The sequence below is a fragment of the Algoriphagus sp. genome (assembly GCF_046296635.1).
GTDB lineage: Bacteria > Bacteroidota > Bacteroidia > Cytophagales > Cyclobacteriaceae > Algoriphagus.
In genome coordinates this window covers 52,795-71,580 of the sequence record NZ_JBKBKZ010000012.1, presented here as the reverse complement: position 1 = coordinate 71,580, position 18,786 = coordinate 52,795, and the positions used below count along the sequence as shown (strand labels likewise).

At 39.7% G+C, this 18,786-nt stretch carries 12 protein-coding genes; 8 read left to right on the top strand and 4 right to left on the bottom strand.

Going from position 1 to position 18,786, the window contains the following annotated elements; all coding sequences use genetic code 11:
- Positions 1-15: 15 nt before the first annotated feature.
- Positions 16-864: a serine O-acetyltransferase gene (locus tag ACK4HU_RS10755; RefSeq protein WP_409806631.1), complete on the top strand. Its 849-nt coding sequence runs from the start codon at positions 16-18 to the stop codon at positions 862-864.
- A 61-nt stretch (positions 865-925) separates the two neighbouring features.
- Positions 926-1,804 (top strand): cysteine synthase CysM, encoded by an 879-nt coding sequence (gene cysM, locus ACK4HU_RS10750; protein ID WP_409806629.1) that lies wholly within the window; start codon positions 926-928, stop codon positions 1,802-1,804.
- Positions 1,805-1,810: 6 nt separating this feature from the next.
- On the opposite strand, the gene ACK4HU_RS10745 is transcribed toward cysM, so the two are convergent.
- Positions 1,811-2,947, bottom strand: coding sequence for an ATP-binding protein (locus ACK4HU_RS10745; protein WP_409806627.1), 1,137 nt, complete (start codon positions 2,945-2,947; stop codon positions 1,811-1,813).
- A 315-nt stretch (positions 2,948-3,262) separates the two neighbouring features.
- Here ACK4HU_RS10745 and ACK4HU_RS10740 point away from each other — a divergent pair, with 315 nt between their 5' ends.
- Together ACK4HU_RS10740 and ACK4HU_RS10735 are read left to right on the top strand one after the other, a co-directional pair.
- Positions 3,263-5,983: a hypothetical protein gene (locus tag ACK4HU_RS10740; protein ID WP_409806625.1), complete on the top strand. Its 2,721-nt coding sequence runs from the start codon at positions 3,263-3,265 to the stop codon at positions 5,981-5,983.
- Positions 5,983-6,894, top strand: a complete 912-nt coding sequence (locus ACK4HU_RS10735; RefSeq protein ID WP_409806623.1) for a hypothetical protein — start codon at positions 5,983-5,985, stop codon at positions 6,892-6,894. The genes ACK4HU_RS10740 and ACK4HU_RS10735 overlap by 1 nt, the downstream gene beginning before the upstream one ends.
- Positions 6,895-6,957: 63 nt before the next feature.
- Here the strand turns inward: ACK4HU_RS10735 and ACK4HU_RS10730 are convergent, their stop codons facing one another.
- Positions 6,958-7,881 carry a sugar phosphate isomerase/epimerase family protein gene (locus ACK4HU_RS10730; protein WP_409806622.1) on the bottom strand — a complete coding sequence of 308 codons (924 nt, stop codon included), beginning with the start codon at positions 7,879-7,881 and terminating at the stop codon, positions 6,958-6,960.
- 92 nt (positions 7,882-7,973) lie between these two features.
- Between ACK4HU_RS10730 and ACK4HU_RS10725 the strand changes: the two genes are divergently transcribed.
- Genes ACK4HU_RS10725 through ACK4HU_RS10710 form a run of 4 tightly spaced genes read left to right on the top strand, consistent with a single transcriptional unit; the run spans position 7,974 to position 14,256 of the window.
- Positions 7,974-8,678, top strand: coding sequence for a hypothetical protein (locus ACK4HU_RS10725; RefSeq protein ID WP_409806620.1), 705 nt, complete (start codon positions 7,974-7,976; stop codon positions 8,676-8,678).
- Between the two features lie 3 nt (positions 8,679-8,681).
- A complete protein-coding gene (locus ACK4HU_RS10720) occupies positions 8,682-11,414 on the top strand; it encodes a carboxypeptidase-like regulatory domain-containing protein (protein WP_409806618.1) in 2,733 nt (910 codons plus the stop codon).
- Positions 11,414-13,087, top strand: coding sequence for a hypothetical protein (locus ACK4HU_RS10715; RefSeq protein WP_409806616.1), 1,674 nt, complete (start codon positions 11,414-11,416; stop codon positions 13,085-13,087). The genes ACK4HU_RS10720 and ACK4HU_RS10715 overlap by 1 nt, the downstream gene beginning before the upstream one ends.
- A complete protein-coding gene (locus ACK4HU_RS10710) occupies positions 13,084-14,256 on the top strand; it encodes a DUF4249 domain-containing protein (RefSeq protein ID WP_409806614.1) in 1,173 nt (390 codons plus the stop codon). Before ACK4HU_RS10715 ends, ACK4HU_RS10710 begins: the two co-directional genes overlap by 4 nt.
- A 12-nt stretch (positions 14,257-14,268) precedes the next feature.
- On the opposite strand, the gene ACK4HU_RS10705 is transcribed toward ACK4HU_RS10710, so the two are convergent.
- Positions 14,269-15,924, bottom strand: a complete 1,656-nt coding sequence (locus ACK4HU_RS10705) for a mechanosensitive ion channel family protein (RefSeq protein ID WP_409806613.1) — start codon at positions 15,922-15,924, stop codon at positions 14,269-14,271.
- A 65-nt stretch (positions 15,925-15,989) separates the two neighbouring features.
- Entirely contained in the window at positions 15,990-18,692 is a 2,703-nt protein-coding gene (locus tag ACK4HU_RS10700; RefSeq protein ID WP_409806611.1) for a hypothetical protein, read from the bottom strand.
- Positions 18,693-18,786 lie beyond the last annotated feature (94 nt).

The following is an 18,786-nucleotide window of genomic DNA, read 5'->3' as shown; positions in this document are numbered from 1 at the left end:
CCACCTTCGTAATGCATGGATTCTTTAATAAAAAAAATACATAAGGCGCATCAAGAGTGCTCTGAATGCCCTTCACCGAGGCTTATCCAACAGTATTTTGAGGATTTGCTAGGATTACTTTTCCCTGAATACTCTGTTCAAAATATCCGTGAGGAAGAAGATGTCAAATCCAAATTGGAAAATCTTCAAGCGCAACTTGCTAGTATCTTGACCCGAAATATTCACTTGCATTCAGGTGATGGAGAGAAGCTTGCAAAGCGCTTTTTTAAAGAGTTGGAATTGGTATTTGACTGGATCAATCAGGACGTTGATGCGATGTTCTCCGGAGATCCGGCGGCGAAGTCGAGGACTGAGATTTTAAGAAGTTATCCCGGATTCTATGCCATCGCAGCCTATCGAATTGCTCACCTGTTGTTGGAATTAGGGATCAAATTGATTCCACGAATGATTACTGAATTTGCTCACAGCAAAACGGGAATTGATATTCACCCCGGTGCCAAAATCGGTCAATACTTTTGCATAGACCACGGTACTGGTATTGTGATTGGAGAAACCACAATTATCGGGAACCATGTCAAAATCTACCAAGGCGTAACCCTTGGAGCCCTAAGTGTGGACAAGGCGGATGCAGATGTCAAACGTCATCCAACCATTGAGGATAATGTGGTCATCTATGCTGGTGCGACCATTCTTGGAGGAAAAACCACAATCGGTAAGAATAGTGTCATCGGAGGAAATGTGTGGTTAACCAAGTCAGTACTTCCAGGTTCCAAGGTCTATTACCAAACTCAAATGCATCACGAGGAAGGTACTGTGACTGATGTGTATGTATTCAAAAATGATCTGGACCAATTAGGCCAATAGACTGGCAGAAATGGGATTTCTTTATTTCTTTCCATTCAGCCAATAATATTTAAACACACTAATGAAACTCTTTGAACTAATCGGAAATACGCCGTTGGTGGAGTTGGAAGCTATTCCAACAAACCCTAAAGTGAAGATTTTTTGCAAAATGGAAGGGCAGAATCCAGGTGGAAGTGTGAAAGATCGTGCTGCATACAATATGATACGATCAGCTTTGGACCGTGGAGAAATAAAAAAAGGAGACAAGCTAGTAGAGGCTACCAGCGGTAACACAGGAATTGCTTTGGCGATGGTAGCAAAAGTACTTGGATTGGATATGACCTTGATTATGCCGGATAATTCCACCAAAGAGCGGGTGCTTTCCATGGAAGCTTATGGAGCCAAAGTGATCCTGACTCCAGCCGCGCAAACCATTGAATATTCTCGAGTTTTGGCAGAAAAGATGAGGGATGATCAAGGGTACTTTATGCTGAACCAGTTTGGAAATTCAGACAATTACCTCGCTCACTACTACACCACCGGCCCGGAGATCTGGAGAGATACCGCAGGAAAAGTCACTCATTTTGTCTCTGCGATGGGTACGACAGGGACAATTATGGGAGTGTCCCGATTTTTGAAACAAGTCAATCCGGATATTCAGATCATTGGGACACAGCCCACGGACGGATCAAGTATCCCAGGCATCCGCAGGTGGTCACCGGAATTTATGCCAGAGATCTATGAGTCATCTCGGGTAGACAGAGTCATCGATGTCAGCCAGCAGCAGGCGACAGAAATGACCAGAAGAATGGCAAAAGAAGAAGGCATTCTAGCTGGTATGAGTAGCGGTGGGGCACTTCATGCTGCCATCGAGCTTTCCAAAGAACTGGAGGATGGATTGATCGTCTGTATCACCTGTGATCGAGGTGATCGGTATCTGAGTTCAGATTTGTTTAGGTGAGAAAAATTACAAAAGCCCAATAAAACCCTCAAAATTAGATTTACTAATCAAATTGGTTTCGTTGTCAGGATATGCTTCAAGAAATGATAGCGGGAATTTAACTTTTTGCTCCTTCCATTTGAATTCAAAGGCCTTCAGAATTCCATCTTCCTCTTCGATATAGTCAATTTCCGCCTTATCGTGGGTACGCCAGAAAAAGGAATTGACAAATCTACCACCATAGTGATTATCCTTCATCCGTTCGGAAATGAGAAAATTTTCCCACAAGGCTCCCTTATCCTGTCTCATTTCAGGGATCGAAAAATTGCTAATCAAGACATTTCTAATTCCTGTATCATAGAAATAATATTTTTTACCCTTTTTTATTTCATTTCTAAGGTTGCGGCTAAAGGCCGGAAGCTTGAATATCACAAAAGCTTTTTCCAATAAGTCTAGGTATTTCTCTACCGTGCCTGTGTCAATATTTCCTACGATTTGGGCGAGCTCATGAAAGTTGACTTCGCTTCCAATTTGAAAAGCTAAAGCCCGCAATAGCTTTTCGACATGTGTTGGTTTTCTTATAAAATCCAACTGGAGAATGTCTTTATAAAGATAGCTTTGCGCTATTTCAATAAGTATCTTTTTTTCGTTTCCAAGATTCTTCACTACATCAGGATAAAAACCATAGATAAGTCGGCTGTCCAAGAGTCTTTTAGCTTCAATCAAGCTTGAGTTTTCTGCGATTTCTTTGAAACTTAAAGGGAAAAGTTGGAATGTTATTTTTCTTCCTGTCAGCGGCTCGGAGGTTTTGTTTTGCAAATCAAAAGAAGAGGAACCTGTGGCGATGATTTGAATTTCTGGAAATGTGTCGTGAATAAGCTTTAGTTTTTTTCCAATGTCGGGGATTTGCTGAGCCTCGTCAATTACAACAAGTTGGTTGTTTTGTCCAATAATCTGCCTCAATTGGGTGCTTGTCACAGCATTGGTTAAGGCTTCCAAAATATCAGCTTCATCTGCATTTAGCCAGCTGTGATCAACTGTCAATTCCTTGACAACCTCTTTTAAAAGTGTAGTTTTTCCAACTTGCCTTGCACCAATAATCAGAATTACTTTCCCTTTAAAACAGGAATTAATTATTTTATCTTTCAATTGTCGGACAACCATTTTGCAAATTATTTTTACAAATATGAGTAATTTCCAACTCTAATCGAAAAATTAGGCCTAATTTTTCGATTACGATCTAAATATTAGGCGTAATTTTTCGATTACGATCTAAATATTCAGCCATTAATTAGGGTTTGCTTCTCATTTTTCACGGAAAATGAAATCAAGATTAAGGATGACAAACCCGAATGGATGGAATTTTTAATATTTTCCAAACAGCTGTGGTTCAATTTTCAACCAAGTTTCTTTTTTTATCTTGTTGAATATTCCTAAAACTAAATAACTTAGAGCTTCAACGAATTTAATTTTTCAACTGTGGCAGCACCATCATACGGTTTAGAACTTGAGGATCTCAAGAAATATTTAAAAAGTAATGAAAATGAAGACGCGAAGCGTCAATTGCTTTTTCCACTCTTCAAGAAGCTTTTCAAAGATAGTTTCAGAGCTGAATCAGCTGCTTTTGGGGCGGATATATATATCCCAGGTCAAATAATTGTTGAAAGCAAATCTTCCTTTTCCGACTGGGCTAAAGGATTTTATCAAGCCTTTCATTACAGCAAGAGATTTGGTTTGGCCTATAATACTGTAATGGTTATCGCACAAGAATTTGTTGGAATTTGGAAGACAAACAAAATACCTGAGTTTGCTGCAATCCTGATCAACACTGCTGACGCATCAATATCGCCCAATCAAATGGGAGTGACCAATGCAAGAAAAACTCAAAAGGCCCAACTTAACCTGATTAAGGAATCTGCTATATACTGGCTTGATCCTAAATCTATGGAGGGGGATATGTTTGCTGGAGCAAAAAATCTCACCACAGAAGCATTCGAGATTCTAAAAGTTCTCAAAAACTTAGATTCTTCACGTATTCAGATCAATACTCACAACTTCATTCATACTATTGAATTGATGAAGTCTATGTTTGAATATCCCATTGATGCTATACATGCCTTTTACACAGTGGTTAATTACTGGGATATTACAGCAACTATGTCAGAGAATGATTATTCTAATACAGTTCAAGTGGTTGGTTTTAGAGGTCATAAAAGCAGTGAACCATTACACATAGGAGCAAGATTCAAAAAGGATTTCAAAAACCTGATTGAAAATCATTATGTCTTTACCAATGAAGGGTCTGGACTTACTGCAGATTATTATTTTTCCAGATTTGATGAGGTTTTGTCCGCTCTTGACCCGGAGTATGCCAAACAACATGGGATTTTCTTCACGGATGGAAATCTCAGCAAGTTTGCCATGTGGTTTGTCCAAAATTACTTTAAAGAAGATCTTGGAGAAAACTACATCGTTTTTGACCCTGCTGGAGGGTCCGGGAACTTGGTGACAAGTTGGAGAGGGAGATTAAAGCATAAGATTGTTTCAGAGCTGCAGCCTGATTTGCTGAGAACGATAGAAAAGCGGATGAAAATCGATCCTTATCACATGGAAACGGGATTTACGATTATCCCAAAAACATCTGACAATAAGGGCTTGAATTTCTTGGATATTTCTGCTGCCGAATATTTGGAAAGACTGGAAAAAGAGTTGAAAGTAAATCACAAGGAATTAAATAAGCCTTTGGCTTTCTTGCTCAATCCGCCATACAAGAACACGGATGAAAATGTCAAAACCCGCTCTGATAAGGATGCTGAATATGAAGTAGATCCAGCAATATTGGAGCTGACAGGAAGTGATGCCGGAAAGGAGCGTTACTTGGCATTTTTAGGACAGATTTTACTTCTGGCTAATATCCAAAATGAAAAGAATCCAGACCATTTTCCTTTGGTTTTTATTTTTACCCCTACTTCTTGGTTGATTCCCCGTCCAACTTATGTTGGTTTTAGAGAAAAATGGGATGCTAGTTTCAAGTATGAAACAGGGTTTATTGTGACAAGTAATGAGTTTTTCAAACTAGATGGTAAATGGCCACTTGCTTTTACAGTTTGGAAATATCAACCTGGTGAAAAATTGAACCAAGTTTCAACTCTTGATTTGACTCACTTGAAAAAGGTGGATTTGAATTTTAATTGGAATGATGTCAAGGAACAGGTAGTGGATAATTGTGAAAAAATAGTTCAGAAGGCAATAAAAGTCCCGCTCTCTTTAAAAACTTCAATTCAAAACTCCCTTGATCAAAATAGTTTTGATTTTAAGCGAGATCCTACAAAGGTGGAAAAAGAGTCAAATAAAATTTATGGAGGATTGCCACTTAATGACCCAAGAAGGATTAATAAAAAGACTTATGGAGTAGAAGATTCTGGATTTATTGGATTTATGGATAATTGTACCCCAGTGAGGGTAAAAAACAGACCAGAAGATCCACGGTTTTCATTGCCTATCGAAAAAATTTGGTTTAGACTTGATTCAGTTTTTAAAGATAAAAACAAATCGAAATGCTTTAATGGACCAAGTGATAACAGGTCATATTGTGCATTTGATTTGCATTCGGCCAAAAAAACTCTGACATGGTTTGCTATTACAAAATGTTTGGATAATTACCCAATTTGGGCAAATCAGTTAAATATTTGGGCTCCAGAGATTAAGCCTGAATTGGCTGAATATTGGTATTCCCTATGTTTTGCTTTTGTGCTGGCTGAGAATCGTTGTGTAGTGACAAAGTTTGAGGCAAATAATCCTGTTTTGGGTGCACCAGAAGTTTTTGTGAATAATCCACTCTCTACAAATAACCCTGATTCCTTCTGGAATACCACATTGGACCGGGAAATAGTCTCTGATCCTCCTGCAGCTATAAAATTGGTGGATAAAATAAAGGAATTGTACCGTGTTTGGAATTATGAATATTGCAAAGGCGGAATCTTGGAACATGTGGGACTCCACGATGAACCCTATTTCAAATACTTTGATTATCCGGACTTTTTGACCAAAAATTCAGGTTTGATTCAGATCAAAAAATATGCAATGATTCACAATAGTGCGGATTTAGGAGAGCTATTTCAGGAAATTTCTACTTTGACTAAATTAGTGAAATCCGAGATTTATAGATTATTGGTGGATGAGTTTAACTATTTTGGGTAATGGTAGAAGATAATGAATTTCATAAGAAAAGTGCTCAGTTAATTTTTGACTTACAACATAAAAGGTATGATGACCTTCTTAAGTGGTATGAGGAAATGCTTTATTCCTTTGTTTCTGTACAGCAATCTCTGGCTGATGCCAAAGTTAAATTAAATTCAAGGTGGAAAGATTCTGAGACATTGGTGAATAAGCTTATTCTTCATTTAATTGCTTTAATGGGTTTATTTAAAGGGACCGAAATTGAAATAAAGGGGAAAGATATAAAAGGTAGATGTAAGGATATTTCTTCTTTATATGTTCTTTTAAGAGCAATCCTCGAAAACCTGTTGATATACAATCATATTTTTATTTCCTCTATAAATGAGGAAGAAGTATCCTTTAAATATGATGTTTGGATAATGTCAAGTTTAATTGGCAGACAAAAAATCGAACCAATTTCTAATTCTGCAAAAGAAATACATTTAGAAGAGAAATTGCAAATTGAAGTTTTAAGAGAGAGAATAAAGAAGAGTGCATATTTTCAAAAAATAACATCTAAACAACAGAATGAGCTTTTAAAGAGAGGAGATAGTCGGATTTTTAAACCTTGGGTAACCTTATTGGATGAAATGGGGTTTGGGAATGTTTTTGGAATAAAAGATGCATATTTTATTATGAGTAACCATGCACACAGTGAGGCTATTTCTATAATGCAGATTAATGATTCAAAATCAGACTCAATATATGAGAGAGAAAAATTGTATTGTTATTCAGTTGTCTATGGAATGATTTTTATTTCAAGAATTTTTGTAATTCAATTAAAGAAGTATAAAATCTCTGAATTAAAATTTAACATGCTTAATCAAGATCTAAAGGATCGAATTTTGACCCTTGAAAAGGCGTCTTATTATAGTGTTGAGAAATTGGGGTAAGAAGATTTTTTAGGATAAAGATAAAAACCTTCCAGGTTTTCTAAACCCGAAAGGTTTGCGCAATCAAAAAAACCGCTTCATCTTCTCCAATCCCGTCTTCACCACATAGGTTGCGTCCATAGCGTAATAAGTTGGATTGAAGAGTTCGAGGGAAAGGATAATGGGTTTGCCTTTTGACTTCAATGTATCCGAAAGTTCCTTCATGGGTGCGCCGCCATCACCCGGGAAAACCCGGTCCTTATCCTGCTGCTCTGTTCTTGGGATCTCCATTGGAAAATCATTCATGTGAAAGATATCAATCGCATGTCCATCCAGCATTTTCATCCCCTCAAAGCCTGATCCTCCGCGGAAAAGGTGATAGACATCGGCAAGAATCTTGGCGTCTTTGTCATCAGCTGCAGCAGCGACTGCCATGGCCTGACCCAAGTGGTAGAAGGAAGGAAAAGCTCCCCAAAACTCCAGCTGTGGCATCACCCCCGTTTTTCTTCCAAGCTCCAAAAGCTTTTTGTATTTCTCTCCAGCTTTCAGGAGATCTATTGGTGCCTCTGTTCCTATGGCAGGTGCGGCAACTCTCGGACAACCTAAGTCAGCCAATATTCCCATTTCTTTTTCCATCTGCGCAAAACCGGCCTTACTTTTCTCCTCATCCTGCGCCATCCAAGTAGGGAACCCGATGCAGTCAAAAAATTCGATACCGGCATCAGATGCCAACTTCTTCAGCGAAGCCACGGTCTTTCCAGTTTCCAAGTACGCTTGAATCTCCATCATCCATGGCTCAAAACCATCGTATCCTGTTTTTGCACAGAGGTCAATGATCTGTGGAAGGCTGAGTTTTTGACCTCGGATCGTACTGGTGTTCAGGGAAAATTTGAACGAGCTTTTTTTCTTTTTAGCGTTATGTCCAAAAACCGGGGTGGCGGTAATTGCCAATGGTGCTAAGGCCAAGGTTTTTAATAGGTTTCTTCGGGTAGTCATAGCTTGCGTCATGGGTTAAAGTTTCCATCTATAAGAACAGAATGCCATTCATAGATATTTTGAATAAATCTAAACGGTTAGGATTTTCAATCGTATTTTACGGCATGCAAAAAATAATATTTTTTCTTTTGATCGCGACATGTTTTGTGAGCAATGGATTCTCACAAGTGGTTGGCGATAATTTATCATACCTTCCGGAGTACAAGGAACAGCTTCCTTATTTCCAGGAATTGATCACAGGAGGTCAATATGCAGAGGCCTCAAGACTCATCCAAGGTAATCCTTATTTTGCTTCTCGACAATTTGAGAAGGGCACTCTTAGTATCAATGGTATCGTTTACCCAGAAGTCCCCTTACTCTATGACAGTTACTTGGATCAGGTGGTGACATTTCATCCCATTTTCAACCAAAAGATCCTAATTAAACCGGAGAAAATCGATCGTTTTGTACTTTCTAATGGGGCTAGTTTCCGGTTTATTCCCGGTAATTCAGGATATCTCCACAATCAAAACGGAATTTATGAAATTTTGGGAGAGGGGGAGTTTATAGCACTTGTCAAACGATATAAATCCACTAAAGCTTTACGAGAAATGTCCCAGTTTGATGCGGTTTTTGTAGATAAAAGTGATTTTTTTCTGTGGAAGGATGGAAAATTTTCCCCTGTCAGTAAAAAAAGTCAGGCAATTGAAATTCTTGGATTGAATAGGAAGGAGATCAATAAACAGCTCCGCACTGCTGGCCTAAATTTCAATCAAAATCCCGAAACATTTCTTCAATTTTTAGTCACTAAATCTTCTGAGAATAAGTAATCCATGAGAATGTTTACCAAAGGATTAATCTGCATCCTATGTCTTCTTTCCCTGCGAACTGTAGCGCAGCAAACAACTGATCGAATTACGGGATTCTTCCCCGGAATTTCATTCGTGCGATTTATGGAGCTCACAGAGAAAGAGACTTCTTTTAAATTCTACTTCAAAGAAACAGACATTGACGGACTTACCGTAAACCTTCAGGCCAACAATGATAAACTTGAAGATGTCTTGAGTCTGATATTTCAGAATACTGATTTGAAATTTTCTATCTCCAAAACCGGAGAAGTTTACATAAGCAAGGGACAAAAGCTTACTGTGGATTTTCCGGAATCATTTTTTACCTCAACATCCGATACTCAATCCACGGCATCGCTTGGAGCAGAAGACGAATTTGTCAGAAATCGGAGGTATATAATTGGTGTACCAAGCGGATCCTCTTCAATTGCCAAAATTAGAGGTCAAGTCATCAGTCTGGAAAAGGGAGAGCCAATAGTCGGGGCTATCGTGTATGAAAAACTAAGCCAAACTCAGACAATTACTGATAAGGAAGGACGATATGAACTTTCGATTTTGAAAGGAAATCAGACCATTTTAGTCCAAAATATTGGTGGATACACAGAGCAACGGCTCATTGACCTTCAAGGTGATGGAGAGTTGAATATGAGTATTGGAGAAGGCATTTTCTCGCTCAGTGAAGTAGTAGTGCGTTCTGGTGGGTTGACTAATGTCTCCCGTCCTGAGATGGGAGTCCAGTCACTTTCCGTACAGCAAATGAGAAAGTTGCCTTCGGTCATGGGGGAAGTTGATATTTTAAAAGGAATCTTGACCATGCCTGGTGTCAACACCGCAGGTGAAGCGAGTGTTGGGTTCAATGTACGTGGTGGGGCAGCTGACCAAAATCTTATCCTTTTCGATCAAAATACTTTGTTCAATCCTTCCCACTTGTTTGGATTTTTCTCCTCAGTCAATTCGGATATGATTCAAGGAGTTGAATTGTATAAAGCAGGTATTCCGGCCAGTTTGGGAGGTAGATTATCATCTGTCCTTCAAGTCACTCCCAAGTTAGGCCGAACTGATAAAATCGGTGGATCAGGGGGAATTGGTCCGTTAACAAGTAGATTAAGTTTGGATGGTCCGATTGGGAGTAAAACCACATTTATCGTTGGAGCAAGAATGACCTATTCGGACTGGCTGTTGGATTACTTGGAAGATCGAGCTGATTTGGGTGCGAGTCGTGCATTTTTTGCCGATTTCAACGGAACTATCGAGCATAAATTCAATGAAAAAAACACACTCCGATTTACTGGATATTATAGCGAAGATAAATTCCAATTTGACCCCGATACGGTTTACAGCTATTCCAATCAGAATTTCGCACTCTCCTGGACTCATTATTTCAATGATCGGGTAGAGGCAACGTTTTCTGCCGGGCAAGATGCCTATGATTTTCAAGTTCAGGGAGAAGACAATCCGTTAAATTCTTACAGATATAATTTTGATATCCGACAGCGATTTCTGAAAGCTCAATTCCGTCAGGAAAAAGGAAATCGACACATCTTTTCCTACGGAGTTCATTCGATTTGGTATGATCTGAATCCCGGGAAAATTGCTCCATTTGGTGCTGAGAGTATTGTGATCCCTGAGACTCTTGCCACAGAACGAGCACTTGAAACCTCCTTCTTTTTCGGAGATGAGTTTGAAGTGAATGATCAATTGACAGTGACGGGAGGGCTGCGATATAACCTTTACGGTTACTTCGGCCCACAGACTTTACCGGTTTATGCTCCTGGAGAACCCAATTTGCCAAGCAATATTACTGGAGAGCAAAATTACAATTCAGGCGAATTGGTCAACTCTTATCATGGCCCGGAATTTAGACTTTCAGGCCGATATTCCCTGACCAATTGGTCCTCGATCAAAGCTGGCCTAAATACCATGCGTCAGAATATTCACCTTTTGAGTAATTCTTCAGTGATCACACCGACTGACACTTGGAAACTGAGTGATGCTTTCATTGCTCCGCAAAGAGGAATTCAATATGCGTTGGGCTATTTCCAAAACCTGAAAAATAACACGATCGAGTTTTCTGCAGAAGTTTACTATCGTACGATGCAAAATCTCTTGGATTACAGATCCGGCGCTTCAATCGTATTAAATGACCGTATCGAGCAGGATGTTTTGGTAACCAGAGGAAGAGCCTACGGTCTCGAACTCTATCTTCTGAAATCCACAGGAAAACTTAATGGGTCAATTGCATACACGTATAGCCGATCGCTTCTTCAGACCGATCCGAGTGAAGGAAAGGAACAAATCAATCGATCCGAGTGGTATCCGAGTAATTTTGACCAGCCGCATAATGCAAATGTGGTCATGAATTATGAGCTGAGCAGAAGACTCAATACCACCTTGGCCGGGAAGTATAGCACGGGTAGACCCGTGACACTGCCTGTGGCAAAGTTTGAATATGGAGGCTCAGAGCGAGTTTACTTTGGAGATCGAAATTCCATCAGAATTCCGGATTACTTCAGATTGGACTTTTCAGTAAATCTGGAGGGAAATCATAAAGTCAACAAATTGGCCCACGCTTCGTGGTCACTTGGAGTTTATAATATTTTAGGTAGGGCAAATCCTTATTCCGTGTATTACATTCCTGAGGGAGGAAAATTGCAGGGTTATCAGCTATCCATCTTTGCAAAACCGATTCCGTTTATCACTTATAATTTCAGGTTCTGATGAATATCAAAATACTTTTAGGTCCGAGTAAAATGATTTTCAAAATGAAATCCCAAAAGCTGAGAGGCCAAAATATTTTTTGTGCCTTACTGTTCATTAGTCTTACCCTATTTAGTTCGATTGCCCAATTATTTGCCCAGCAAACCGATTTGCCTAAAGAGACTGTGCGATTCAGCACTCCTAAAACGCTCTACCTAGTGGGAGAAAAGATATGGTTTGATGCGGAAGTGAAAATTGGCCAAAGTGCCAGTCCTTCTCAGGTACTTTATGCAGAATTGGTAGATCGTTTTTCCAATTCTGTGTCTCATACCAAAGTTCCTTTGGAGGATGGCAAATCCGCAAATTACCTTTTGATTTCCGATGGTATCCCCTCAGACCAATACTTACTACGGGTTTATACCCGCATTAGCCCTTATTTGGATTTGGATCTAGGAATTGCCCAACAATTTGTAACTGTTATCAATCCCAAAATCCCACCAAAGCTTACAAGCTCAAATTCTCCAATTAAACAAGGGCTATCAACAGCAGTCCTTGGTCAGGTAAGTCCTTCAAACCCTAAATCTGCTGAGTCATTTCAAATTTCTTTCACGAATACGGAGCAAATTATAGCCTCAGGTATTTCTATTTCCAATCGCTATCTGGATGGGGAGCAAATTCAGTTAAGTTCTCAAGAAACTTATGCATCAATTGAGCAGCGCACTCTTTTGCCGGAACTTTTCGGACATATCTTGGAATCCAAAGTACCTAAGGCCGATACAACATTGACTTATTTTCTTTCCCTACACGGGAAGCAAAGTGCACTTTACACGGATAGGGCAGATGAAAGTGGGCAGATTCTATTTGATGCAGGAGGACTTTCCCATTGGGATCGGCTGATTATCCAACTTGAGGATGGAGCAGAAATGGAGGGTTTGGAAATCATTTCTCCTGTCATCACCACTAAATTTAAGGAGGGATTTGAATTTCCTTCCCTTACCATTCCTCCAAGCGATCTTGATTATCTGAGCCAGCTTCAAAAAGCAGCAGTCATTGAAACATACTATTTGGAAAACTATTCCATGGATTCGCTGGAAATAGTCACCGGTTTTGTTGCAGACCACACCTACTTTCTGGATGATTATACTCGGTTTGAAACAGTGGAAACCGTCATCAGAGAATATGTCCCGAGTGTATTTGTACGGAGTCAGGATAAAAGAAAGGAGTTTAGGCTGGTAAATGAAGCAGTGAAATCGGTTTTTGAAACGAATCCGCTGATATTGATTGATGCTATGCCTTTGTTTAATTCGGATTTGCTTTCAACCTTTAATCCCAAATTTATTGCTAAACTGGAGGTACTAAACAGGGAGTTTTATCTCAATGAACGGGTTTATCCCGGAGTACTAAGCTTTACAAGTTTTGAAAATAATTTTGGACTATACCCCTTGGAGCCAACTGCGAGGTTTTTTGACTATTTGGGTCTTCAACCAAATATCGAACTTGACAAATCGCAGTTCAGAAGACCTAAAGTAGATGGTAAATTCCCGGACTATCGATCTGTATTGTTTTGGGGAAAATCCGAGAATGTACCTATTCAGTCCTCAATATTATCTGGAGATTTCGTGCTTTGGATCAGATATTTAGATGAGTCGGGACGGATTCAAGTGTCAAAGAATAAATTCACCATTGCGCCATGAAGCTAGAACAATTAGAAATAACCTTCCGACATATAGCTTTGGTGGCTGTTACCTTTTTGGGTTTTTTGGCATGCAGGGAACCTTTTGATCCTGAAATTCCCCAAACAATTTCTTCGGTATTGGTAGTGGAAGGGTATCTCGATACCGAAGGTCTGGAAAGTGAACTTAAAATCAGTCGGACTGTCCCGCTTAACTCTTCTACGTCATCCAGTTTGGTAGTTGGGGCTAGAGTGACTGTGTTTTCAGAAAATGGTACTGCCTATTCCTTAACAGAGGGGGAACCAGGGATTTATCTATTTTCACAAAATATTCCAGAAAATGCTACTTATCGAATTTTAATAGAACTCCGTGGCGGTGAGCGTTTTGAATCCTTACCGATTAGACCGATTGTAACCCCAGATATTCTTGACGCAGGTTTTGTCAAAGATGAAAATAGGGTAGAGGTATATGTCAATACTAAAGGAAATGAAACCGCCGATGACTTCCTGTGGACTTTCGAGGAAACTTGGATTTATCGTCCACGAATTCGAACTGCCTACATCTATGATTCAACAATCAGAAATGTCAGAAACCGAACCGAAGCAGAACGGATTTCGCTTTGTTTTAAAAGTGAGCAAAACCCCGGAATACTCCTTGAGACGAGTTCCAGATTTCAGGATCAGGTGGTCTTTAGAAAGACCATTACTGAAATTCCTACGGGAAACGAGCGAATCCAAGAGCGCTATAGCATTCTGATCTCTCAAAAAGCGATAGATGCCGATGCAGTAAAATTTTGGGAAACTCTAAAAAGGAACACCGAAGATATCGGTTCGATCTTCAGTCCCCTACCTTCTCAGATTACAGGTAATATTAGATCTCTGGATAATCCCGCAACTCCCGTGGTAGGTCAAATCAGTATGGGTGTGATCAAGCAGAAAAGGATCTATATCAATCTTTCGGATGTGTCTCCATGGGGTTATAGAGATCCACAATTTAATAATTGTGTGATTGGGGAAGATCTAGTATTAATTCCTGCTTATCAAGCGGTCTTTGGAAGTGGGGGCGTACTACCTGGCCGGGAGCTGATGGAGGGTACCACCATCATTGGATATTTTCCGGTGGATCGAAGATGCGCAGACTGTACCCTTTATGCATCTCCTATCGTTCCTGATTTCTGGGAAAATGACTGAAAACTGAAGCCGTTAGGAGTTTTTCTGACCTAATTCTGATCGAACAAAGTTTCCCAGGCGTGCTGTATATTCTTGCTCTCCAGGATAAGAAGGCGTGAGACCGGTTTTTTCAGGAAAAGAATCCATATGAAGTGTCTGAGTGGGGAAAGCAAATCGAACTCCCAAAACATTGGCCAATTTGACGATTTGGATCAAGATTTCATGTCTAGATTTGAGTTCTTCAGGCCAAGTCGGCACTTCGAAGAAAATGTAGAACATCACATCCTGGCTATAAGCAGACAGGTTATTGAAAAAGATGTTGAAGTAATCTTTTCTGGTATTTGGATGTGCCAAAACAATCTCATGTAGGCCTTTAACAAAGGCTTCGATCAATTCTGGCGGAGTGTCATAAGTGATGGTCAGGGTTGTGAAAAACCTTCGGTACTGTCTTAGTCCATGATTATCCACTACGGCATCGGCGATTTTTCCATTGGGGACATACATGACCGAATTTCTGAACGTTCGGATTCGGGTAGATCTGAATCCAACCTCTTCGACAGTTCCATCTATTTCACCGGAAGTCACCCAATCACCCACCTGAAAAGGCTTATCAATGAAGATCATGATAGAGCCAAAAAAGTTTTTGATTGTATCCTGAGCGGCCAAAGCAATTGCCACGCCTCCAATAGAAATCCCAGTCAAAAACGGAATGATATCAAAATTTAATCCATCTCTGAGCACGAATAATGTACCCACCAAAATCACCAATCCTTTGAGCGTTTTTCTAATCAATGGTACCAATTGATCATCTAAGGTGGATTCTGTTTTTGCTGCAAGACTGGCAAAATATGCGGCTACCACATCGACGATTTTATAGAAAATCACCGTGATCAAAAAAGGCTTCAATGTATCAAAGACTGGAATAATCCAGGCATAAATCTCCACTGGCAATTGCAAAATCCTGATCAGAAACGAAAGCAACAGAACTATTAAGTAAATACTGGTGATTTTGGCAACTGGAAGCAGGTAGTTTTCTCCGATGTAGCCATATCCTAGTCGGTCCAGGCCATAAATCAGGCCTTTATCAACAAGAAAAGTGAATACTAAATGAGCCAGAAATGTCAGGAAAATCAGAAAAGTAATTCCGACTAATTGCCAAAGTTGAAGTCCTAGATATTCTCTGGTTCCTATTTTTGGTAGGATATTCAGAAGTCGATCTGTTCCGTAAGGATACGTTTCTCGGTGTAGGTTCTCAATTTGAGACACCGAAAAGGCAGAAAATTTCCATTGATTACCTTTTTTTTCTAAAAAAATTGCTGGGAGTTTTATCCGGTCAAAGTAGAATTTCTGCTCCGAATTTAGAGTAGAATCTGCAAAATCTGGGTCATTAGGGACTTCACTAGTGCGGATGACTATTCCTTTACCCTCAAAAATCTGCTGAAGTTTCACAGTAAGATCTTCAGCATCCCCTTTTACACTTTTTAAGTCAAATGTTTTAGCAGCTCGATCAGGAAAGAAGTGGCCTCTTTCCAAGTTGTAAAAAAAAGTAAGTGTCGTGTGATATGGTGAGGTAAGGTTGATCCCTTCTTCTAATTCTACAAGCTCTATTTTATCCGTAATAAGCTGTGGATAAGCTAGATGTATAAAAAGCAAAAGCAAAAGAGGTGAAAGAAAAAGCCTTTTAATCATCAGTAATTTTATTGGATTAGAAGCTGCAAGTTACTTATTCCTGTGGGTCAAGCCAAGTTAGGAGTTTAGTCTGGCATCAGATATTCCATGATTCGACTACCACTGACAGTCCGGATATTATATCGATTACGAGTCGGCTGGTGGCTAATATGGATAGGCCCCTCGCTTTCCAAAGGTGTGGTAGTAAGCATCCTACCTCTAAGGTCGTATAAATATCCAAACCCCTGTTCTATATCTGAAACAGCAAGAATTCTTCTGTCTGCTCCAAAATCAAAATAGGAAAACCTCAGATTGTCTCCTGCCAACGGCAGCGTAAATAATTCTTTTTCTTGTTCATCAAGGATGAGTGTTTTTGAATATTGTCTTGACAATATCACCTCAGAGTGGCCTGATTGGTCTGCCAATAATTCAAATTTGGTATCTCTGTCAGCTTTGATTAGCTGAGTCCTATAGGTGATTTCACCTCCAAAACTCGCATGGATCAATTCTCCCGCTTGAGAAATTGCCGATATTTTTAGGGTGTTTCCACCGCTCCCAGTAGTCACATTTATTGGGGCGATAAAACTATTCCCAAGACTAAGAGGTGAGCCAGCTTGCTTTTCTCCTCGCCGATTAAAGAAATGTATCTTTCCTTCCAATGATTGAGCTACCATATAATCACCCTTTCCAGGGACTCGGATATGTCTTGGAGCTTGGGTCATCCTTTCACCTAACTTCAATGGGTTCCATCCATCTAGTTCTTTTCCTGATCGATCTAGGAGCCAAAGATTTCCAGATTCGGTTGCTAAAAAATATCGGTATTCCCGTGTATTATCATAGTCTACCAAGCTTAGATGGGTGATCCGTTCATTTAATGAAACAGGGAAACCAGCAAGCGGATTTCCCAAACGGTCAATTGCATAGACGTGTTCTGCTGTCGCAAGAAGTAATTGAAGCTTACCATTTTTCAAAAAATCAATTTGAAATGCCTCAGAAACCACTGGGCCAGACAGTTTCACTGAATAAACATTTTCTCCGCTGGAATTAATTAAATGAAGTATATGATTGGCGTCTTGGACGACAATGTCCTCTGTTTTGTCATTAAAGTTCAAGATGACTTTCGGTCCGTAGGTAATATTATCCGATAGGGTTATGGTTTTGGAAGGAGTCAAGCTCAAGCCAGAATTTTTAATTGTTGGAGCTTGACCTGTGACATTATATGGAAGGACCAAACTAGCTTCGGGTATGCCTCCGATTTGATTAATTCTAAAACTTAAGTAAGGGAAGGTTTTAAAAACTGAAGAATAGATTTGCAAAAAGGGGCTCCATGCAGGATTTGTGTTTTTTTCCCATTTTCCCCAGATTTTATCTAAGAGAAAAGTTTTCGAATACCCGGCAGCTGGATTGATCGCTCTATGCCCAGGTGAGTAATCCGGTGCTTTAGCCCAAGTATTTCCTAATGCGAAATCATCCAAAATCATTTTCATTCCAGGTACTGTATTGGCCATTATGAGTATATCACCAATCATACTGATATGGGTCTGGGGGAAGCCGATGAATTTCCCCCCAAATAGGTGGGCAGGGAATTCCTCTTCGGGAAAGAATAGAATTTCCGAATCCCGATAGTAGTCAGATTGATTCAAATCGGAATTATTTCTGAATTCCTTCAAAAATGCAAGCGTCTGTGCAGGATCTAGGATTTTTGCCAATACCACTTGGTTTTTGATTTGATTACCAAGGTTTTCTAAGTCTAAATAGTAAAACTCCCCAGAAAAGTTGTCCAGAAATCCACGGTCTGTGAGGCGGTTCTGAATTTCCCCACTTATGGTTGATTTTGGTGAAAATGCTGCATTTTGAAGTTTTTGAGTCTCAAAAATTCCGTCAAGATTGATTTGTGTAATAGCCTGAGTCCTATTTGAGATTAATTTTTGAATCTCGGGATAATTTGCCCGAAGAGAAGGCGTGAAATTTATTTGCTGTTCGAGAATTGCAGGCCCTTTGAAGCTTATTTGGCCATCTTCAAAAGTTAGGTTTAATGCAAAGAGAGATTCATTCAATGCAAGTTCCTTGCTGGCAAAATTTTCTCTGTCGGCGCTGATGCCATCCAAAAGTTTTGAAACTCCATTAGCTGAAAAAATCAGTCGCCCCATATCTGATTTCTGGTCAAGATGAGTTTCTAATTTGGAGGCCAGTGAATTTCGGTCAGCACTGATATAAAGTCTAATGGCTTCCTCAACAATAAAGGAAGAGGCAGATGCGAGCAAAATATTTCCTAGTACGGTTACAGTCCATTTGCGGGAGTTGTCTTTTCCAAAAAACTCATAAATCTCTATGTCACTGTATTTACGAGTTTGAATCCGAATAGTATGGGGTGCACGGCTTTTGATTTCTTCCAGAAAATCCAATGGAGATTTGGCTTTGAAATTGACAGTAAACAATAATTCAAAGCTTTCTATACCAGATGCATGATAGCTGACTGTCACTTGTTTTCCCCGGAGAATCCGGGAGATTTCACCATTTGATCCGGCGAGACTATCAAGGCTGACTAAATTTTCTGAAGTTTTGGCAAAAGCAGGAAATTTGGAAAGAATATCCCATATGGGTTGCTTGACCAATTCATTCCAAGTCTGATCAGCTTGGTATGTTTCAAAAACAAAAACCGCATCAGGGTGAATAAGTTGAAGGCTGTTAATTTTTCTGGACGAAAAATAATTCTGGTAAAGCCAAAACCCTCCCCAGGAGACGAGGAATATTAAAGCTAGGATTAAAAGACTTTTCCAGATTTTCACTAAGGTCCTAGGGATGATTTGGATGGCATTATACAAAAAATAGACCTAAGAACCCCCGTTTTTCAGTGGAGAATCTTAGGTCTTATTATATAGT